Annotated in this window: 6 protein-coding genes and 2 pseudogenes; 3 read left to right on the forward strand and 5 right to left on the reverse strand. The window is 68.1% G+C overall.

The genetic code is table 11. The annotated features are described in order from the left end of the window. Positions 1-149: 149 nt before the first annotated feature. Positions 150-791 carry a DUF2470 domain-containing protein gene (locus ABZV38_RS39025; protein WP_356333555.1) on the reverse strand — a complete coding sequence of 214 codons (642 nt, stop codon included), beginning with the start codon at positions 789-791 and terminating at the stop codon, positions 150-152. A 741-nt stretch (positions 792-1,532) separates the two neighbouring features. Between ABZV38_RS39025 and ABZV38_RS39030 the strand changes: the two genes are divergently transcribed. Further along, positions 1,533-2,012 carry a lamin tail domain-containing protein gene (locus ABZV38_RS39030; protein WP_356333557.1) on the forward strand — a complete coding sequence of 160 codons (480 nt, stop codon included), beginning with the start codon at positions 1,533-1,535 and terminating at the stop codon, positions 2,010-2,012. A 310-nt stretch (positions 2,013-2,322) separates the two neighbouring features. On the opposite strand, the gene ABZV38_RS39035 is transcribed toward ABZV38_RS39030, so the two are convergent. The 3 genes from ABZV38_RS39035 to ABZV38_RS39045 all read right to left on the reverse strand — a co-directional run bounded on the left by ABZV38_RS39035 (position 2,323) and on the right by ABZV38_RS39045 (position 4,519). Then, on the reverse strand, positions 2,323-3,069 hold the full coding sequence (locus ABZV38_RS39035) for an SDR family oxidoreductase (RefSeq protein WP_356333559.1): 747 nt from the start codon (positions 3,067-3,069) through the stop codon (positions 2,323-2,325). A gap of 70 nt (positions 3,070-3,139) precedes the next feature. Next, positions 3,140-3,859 (reverse strand): SDR family oxidoreductase, encoded by a 720-nt coding sequence (locus ABZV38_RS39040; RefSeq protein ID WP_356333561.1) that lies wholly within the window; start codon positions 3,857-3,859, stop codon positions 3,140-3,142. 417 nt (positions 3,860-4,276) lie between these two features. After that, a complete protein-coding gene (locus ABZV38_RS39045) occupies positions 4,277-4,519 on the reverse strand; it encodes a hypothetical protein (protein WP_356333563.1) in 243 nt (80 codons plus the stop codon). A gap of 181 nt (positions 4,520-4,700) precedes the next feature. Between ABZV38_RS39045 and ABZV38_RS39050 the strand changes: the two are divergent. Then, positions 4,701-5,826 (forward strand): annotated as a pseudogene (locus tag ABZV38_RS39050) (IS630 family transposase). A gap of 79 nt (positions 5,827-5,905) precedes the next feature. Further along, positions 5,906-6,562: a hypothetical protein gene (locus ABZV38_RS39055; protein WP_356333565.1), complete on the forward strand. Its 657-nt coding sequence runs from the start codon at positions 5,906-5,908 to the stop codon at positions 6,560-6,562. A 113-nt stretch (positions 6,563-6,675) separates the two neighbouring features. Here the strand turns inward: ABZV38_RS39055 and ABZV38_RS39060 are convergent. Next, positions 6,676-6,848 (reverse strand): annotated as a pseudogene (locus ABZV38_RS39060) (IS630 family transposase); the annotation flags it as partial.

Consider the following 6,848-nt stretch of genomic DNA (forward strand, 5'->3'; position numbering starts at 1 on the left):
CGCGCCGACGTCTTCCACTTCATCGAGGTCGAGTACAACCGCACCAGGCTCCGCAAGCACCCCGAGTTCGGGTACCTCACCCCACTCGAAACCCGAGCCAGGCTGCAGCACGACTTCACCCCCGCAGCGTAAACAACCGCTGTCCAAGATCAAGGGGGAACTTCAATGTCGGTAACGGGGGTCGCGAATGGCAGCCGCACGTCGCGGTGGGTGCTGGGGTATTCCAGGCGCAGGGTCACGCCGTAGCGGTCCATCGCGACCGGGATGGCGCGCACGATGCCCCTGTCGGGCTGCGGTCGTGCGAGGCGCAGGAGGAGGGGGATCAGTTCGCCGTGGTTGTCCACGAGGTGGGTCAGCATGCCCGCCTCGCTCGTCGCCATCGGATCGAGGTCGGTGGCCTGCAGCGCGTCCAGCGTGACGAACTGACGGCCCTGGATGTCTTCGAGGAGCGCCTGGCCGAACTCCATGCAAGTGCTTTGGGTGGACTCCGTGTTGTATGGGACCGCCAGTAGTCCGGTGATCGTGACGCGGGCGCGCAGTCGGTCGCGTACGGGCGTAGGCGCGATGTCGGTGAGCTCCAGCCGGACCGGGATGCATGTCGCCGACTGGGAAGCGTTTCTTTCGGACGGATCGTGCAGGTGGATGTGGCCCATGGCACCGGTGCCGTCGAGGCGGTGCACCTCGGTGTGGCTCCCGTCGCTCACTACCGTCATCGAATGGGCAGCGGTCAGGATCGACCGCACGCGCTCGGCGGGGGTCGGTTGCTGGACGCGGGTACGGAAAGGACGCATCCCAGTTCTCCAGAGGAACGGTCGGAAACACCCAAGCCAATTACTTAAGTATGCCTAACCTAACTTATCGGTTTCGGTTCGGGTAGTCCGGACTCGTACATGGCGAGGTTCTTCACCTGGGCCGGCGCTGGTGACGTGACTGACGGAGTGCTGGCCTACGGCGTGCGCGACCTTCAGGATGCGAGGCGGGCCGGCTGTATGTCTCGCCTCCGGCGAGGGCCCGGGCCACGTCATAACGGGTAGCCGGCCGGCGGTTCTTGGAACCAGATGGTCGTCCATGGCCAGGGCGGGACGGGTTCGCGTCGGCCGTGAGTCGGTCGCACGCCAGGCCGGGAATGGCCGGGACTTCGACGAGCCGGACCACGTCGATCAGGTGTCCAGCCATGCGATGTGTGTCTGAATTGCGCGATGGTGTGGCTGTTACCGATGCGTGTGCTGCTGGATGGGTGGCTCACGGGATGGTGCGGCAAGACGCGTGGGGGGCTGGAAAAGGGTTGCTCCCGCCTGTGGGGCGGGTGTGTGCATCCGGCAGGCGCTGTCAGGAGCACGTCCTGACGTGATGTGTGATCGATGCAATCGCGAGTTACGGAAATGTCCGCATTTAGTAACGCGAATCGGTGTCGCGGCTTGTGGTGGGGGAGTTGCTGCAGGCTGTGGGTTCTCGGCCTGAGGGGCCGGGACCCGCACCGCGCAGCATGGCCCTTGACCGGGTCCTGGGCGCCCTTGCTTGAGGGGACATCAATGTCTGCTTCTCCTATCGTCCGCCGTATTGCCGCTACCGCTCTGGCGGCCGGTTCCGTCGTCGCCGTGGTGGCGATGCCGGCTTCCGCCGACAGCGACCACGGCCACGGGCACGGCCGTCATCAGTCGTACTCCAACGTAGTCCTCGGTGACATCCAGTACGACAGCCCCGGCCGTGACGACTGGTCGAACCGGTCCCTGAACCGGGAGTGGGTGGAGGTCACCAACACCGGCCGCCGCGCTGTCAACCTCCGCGGATGGTCGCTCACGGACCGGAGCGGCAACCTGTACCGCTTCGACGACCTGCGCCTGGCGGGCCGTGCCACGGTCCGTGTCCACACAGGGCGCGGCGATGACACCCGCCGGGACGTCTACCAGGACAGCCGGGACTACATCTGGAGCAACTACGCCGACAAGGCCAGCCTGCGCGACAACCGCGGCCGCACCGTGGACACCCACTCCTGGGGATACCGCCGCTGACCCACCCGCCCCTGACCCGCCCCTGACCAAGGGCGCACCTTCCGCCCCCGGGGTGCATCCCATGCGATTCGGCGGCGTGCAACCACCCAGGCGGGGTGGTGGCACGCCGCTCTCGTACGTCAGCGGCCCCCGGGTTCTCACCGCCGTGCACGGCTTGAGCTTGAGAAGTCACCGGCCTGAAGAGGTCGTGGCGATCAATGTCGGGGATGCGACGTTGCCGGCCGAGGGTGCCGCAGACCAGTGGGGAGAGCCGGTCCTGCACACCGCGACTCCTGTGGGCGCACACCGGCCACAGCAGTCCACAAGAAAGTCAGTGAGGTAGAAGTTGCTGGCCACCATCGATGTCGTACGTTCCGCCGGTGAGCGCGTCGTTGCACATGATGTGTACGGCCAGAGCGGCGACGTCTTCCGGGCCGACGACCCGTCGGATGGGAAGTGTGGTGCGCAGCTCCTCGCGCCGGGCTTCGAGCTGGTCGCCCAGGAGTGAGGCCGACAAGGGCGTGTCGACGAATCCGGCAGCGATGAGGTTCACCCGGATCGGAGCCAGTTCGAGCGCCAGGTTGGCGGTGAGGGCGGGAAGAGCCGCGGTGAGCGCGGACGCGACAGTCATGCCGACAGCGGGGCGCCGACCCCCCGTGCCGCCGATGAACAACAGCGTGCCTCCGGCTCGGACCTTGTCGCGGCTGTAGAGGGCGATTCCGAGGGTCATGGCGAGGCGCTCGCCGAAGTGGCGGCGGGCCTCCGCGAGGTCCATGCCGGCGAGGGACATGTATGAAGGGCCGCCGACTGTGGATATTACGTGGTCGACCGTGCCGGGCAGATCCTGGAAGAACTGCTTGATGCGGTCGGTGTCGGTGGCATCGAAGGCTGCGATGCTCAGAGGCCGGAGCTCGAGCGCAGCTTGCTGTAGCCGCTCGGGGTTGCGTCCGACCATGACAACTTGGCCACCGCCGGCGCGTACGTGGCGCGCGGTTTCGAGTCCGATACCCGCGCTGGCGCCGATCACCACGACGGTCTGGTCGGCGAGGTGGTCGTGGTTCGGCTTGCTGCGCATCATCCGCACCTCCGGTTATCCGTGGGGACAATGCGGCGACGGCTCCGGATTGCCAGGGCGTCCCCTCGTGCGATCAGACCAGCGACTGGTCCCCGTGTAGTTGCGGATACAGCGCCTCGGGCCCCCCGGCCAGCGCTGCCTGGACCTGCTTGCTGACGTCGTCGGCGAGCACCGCGTCCAGTCCGGCCTCGACACCGTCGAGGGCCGCGCGGGCCACTTCGGCGGGATCGGACTTCGGACCCGGCACGTTCGCGGCCATCTCCGTTGCGAGGTAGCTGACGTGCAGGGCGGTGACCTGAGTGCCCTGTTCCGCAAGGGCCACCCGCAACGCATTGGTCACCGACCATTCGGCGGCCTTGGCCGCGGCGTATCCGGCGCTGGCCGGGATCGATACCCAGGACAGCACGGAGAGAACATTGACGATTGCGCCGCCGGCGTTGCGCCCGAGAACGGGGGCGAAGGCCCTGCTCATGGCGAGAGTGCCGACCACGTGCGTCTCGAACTCCGTCCGGAACGCTTCCAGGTCGGCTGTGAGGATGTTCGCCCGAGTCGTGGATCCGGCGTTGTTGATGAGGAGTGTCACGTCCTGGGCTTGGCCGGCTGCGGCGCGGACGGAGTCGTGGTCGGTGATGTCCACTGCGACCGGGATCGCCCCAGGAACGGTGACCTTTGCGGGGTCGCGGGCTCCCGCGTAGACCTTGGCTGCTCCGGCATCGAAGAGTGCCCGCACGAACTGCTCCCCGAGCCCGCGGTTGGCGCCGGTGACGAAAGCAACGGACCCTTGGAGCTTCATGGGAGAGCACCTTCCCGGGGCGTGCGGTTGGAGGGCCGAAGACCGGCGGTTGCGATACCGCGCGACCGCCCGTGGGCGCCCTTCTCCGAACGTATATCGCTTGGGTGCCCGTCACCACCCGACAGCGTGCCCGGCCTGGTGGTCCGGGCGGCCGGTCTGCAGTGTGCCCGAGTTCTCCATTTATCCGGGATCCTCGAAATGGGCGGTAGGCATGCACCTGGCATCTTGCCCACTGTGGCCAGGCCTGCGCCGGATCCAGCCCGCCCTCCGCCCGGTTTCTCGGTGGCTCGTCGCGGCCTGTACGTGGCCGAGGTCAAGGTCGCTGTCTGTCAGTCGGGCACCAGTGCGGCCCGCCCCCGTACTTGCCCTCGCCGCAGTCGACCGAATGCCTCCGGCGCGCCGGACAGCGGATACTGCTCAGTCTCGACATGGAGCGCTCCTGAGCGCGCCAGCGCGATGACCCTCCGCGAGTTCGTGGCGGGTGCCCCAGAACGGCAGTGATGGCCGGAAACCCGGCGGGAGAACTCCCGGCTTGTGGACCGTCAGTTGGCCGCCGCCACTGCCGACCATCGCGAGCTCCCCACCCGGGCGCAGGATGGCGGCGGCGAGTTCCAGGGTCGCCGTGTTGTCGGCGAAATCGAGTACGGCGTCCACTCCCACGCCGCCGGTCTGCGCCCTGAGCGCGTGGTCTTCGTGATCGGGCCGGCCGGGTACGGAAAGACCAGCGTGGCCCGGCTGCTAGTGCGTTGTCCGTGATGGTGGGCCGGGTCGGTTTGACGATCTCGGTTCCCGAAGCAGGCGCAGAGCGAGACCCTGCGCCTGCTTCGGGAGGAGCGTTGCCATGTCAAAGCCTGTTCGAGCGCGTCGGCTCACCGATGAGGAAGGCCGGATCCTGCTAAGGATCGTGGGGCGGGGCCGGCACCAGACGGTCAAGGTCCGCCGGGCGATGATGGTCCTGGCGTCGGTCTCGGGGAACACCAACGAGCTCATCGCGCGGCTGGTGGCCGCGGATCCGGACACGGTCCGTGATGTTATCCATGCCTTCAACGACCGCGGGCTGGAGTGCCTGGACCCGCGCTGGGCGGGCGGGGCACCGCGGCGGATCACCGAGCAGGACGAGGCATACATCGTCCAGGTGGCCACCGCCCGGCCCAGGTCGCTGGGCCGGCCGTTCACCCACTGGAGCCTGCGCAAGCTGGCCGACTACCTCTCCCACCCACCCGCCGGGGCCAGCCGGGTGGTCATCGGCCGCACCAGGCTGGGCGAGACCCTGCGCCGGCACCAGATCTCCTTCCAGCGCACCCGCACCTGGAAGGAGACCACCGACCCGGACGCCGACGCCAAACTCGACCGCATCGAGGAGGTCACCCGCCGCTTTCCCGACCGGTGCTTTCGCCTTCGACCAGTTCGGGCCGCTGTCCATCCGGCCCTGCCACGGCACCTGCTGGGCCAGACGCAAGCACCCTGACCGGCTGCGCGCGACCTACCACCGCCACCACGGCATCGGCTACTTCCACGGCTGCTACAGCCTGGGCGACGACACCCTGTGGGGCACCACCCGCCGGCGCAAGGGCGCCGACCACACCCTGACCGCGCTGAAGAGCATCCGAGCCGCCCGGCCGGACGGCGCCCCGATCTACGTGATCGCCGACAACTGGTCCGGGAACAAGACCCCCGCCATCCGGGCCTGGGCCACAGCCCACAAGGTGCACCTGTGCTTCACCCCGACCGACGCCTCCTGGGTCAACCCCATCGAGCCGCACTTCGGACCACTGCGCAGCTTCGTGATCGGCAACAACGACCCGCCCAACCACCCAGCACTCGCCCGGCAGATGCAGGACTACCTGCGCTGGCGCAACGACCACCGACGCCACCCGACCGTCCTGCAAGCCCAGCGCCGCGAACGCGCCCGCATCCGCAGCGAGAAAGGCATCAGCTGGGGCCGCCCCCATCCGAAAGCCGCATGAACAACCAAACTGGCGCCCCATCACGGACAACGCACAAGCTGGAAGGGGCTGCCCGCTCCCATCGCGATACGGTGCTGCCATGTCACGATCAGCCGAAACCGGATCAGTGTTGTCTCCCGTCACCGCGGACGACGTCGACCTTGCTGTGCGGCTCGCCGTGGGCGTCCTTCGGGAGGCACCCGCGGCGGGGTGGGACGGCAAGGCCGGTTCGCTGGAGTGGGACTGCTGGGAGACCCTCGAGCACCTCGCCGACGACCTGTTCTACTACGCCGTCCAGCTGGGGCCGCAGAGCCCGCCGCTGGACACCCATGTGCCCATCGCGTTGAGCCAGAAGAGGCCGGACGGACCTTGGAACTTCCTCTTCGCGGACCGTGACGCGGGTCCGGCCGGCCTGCTTCAGGTGCTGGAGGCGAGCGGCGCGCTGCTGGTCGCCATGGTGCGTACGACGCCGCCCCGGGTCCGCGCCCACCACGCCAGCGGGGTGTCAGACCCCGAGGGCTTCGCGGCAATGGGGGTGGTGGAGACGCTGGTACACACGCACGATCTGGCGGAAGGCTTCGGGCTTGCCTGGACCCCGCCATCCGCTCTCTGCTCGCGAGTGCTCACCCGTCTGTTCCCAGAAGCCCCGGGCAGCGCGGATCCCTGGCTCACCCTGTTGTGGGCCACCGGGCGCGCCGAACTGCCCGGGCACCCTCGCCTCACCACATGGCGCTGGGACAGCACGCTGCGGTCATAGGCGCGGATCGACTTGAGCCGAGGTCAGTCTGATGACCGTGCCCGTACCGCGGCGAGAGCGCACCGAGCCAACCGTCCCCGCCGGCAACCCGGCGAACCTATGCGGTCACAGCACTAGTGTTCTGCGCCGGGAATTCGATCAAGATATGAAGCGAGGTGTTGAAGGATCTCGTCGGCGTCCTTCGTCCAGATGAAGGGCTTCGGGTTGTCGTTCCACTGGGCGGTCCAGGCTCGGATGTCCCGTTCCAGGGCCTGGAGGTTCTTGTGGACTCCGCGCCGTATCTTCT

Source organism: Streptomyces sp. NPDC005181, from assembly GCF_040608395.1.
In the GTDB taxonomy this organism is placed as follows: domain Bacteria; phylum Actinomycetota; class Actinomycetes; order Streptomycetales; family Streptomycetaceae; genus Streptomyces.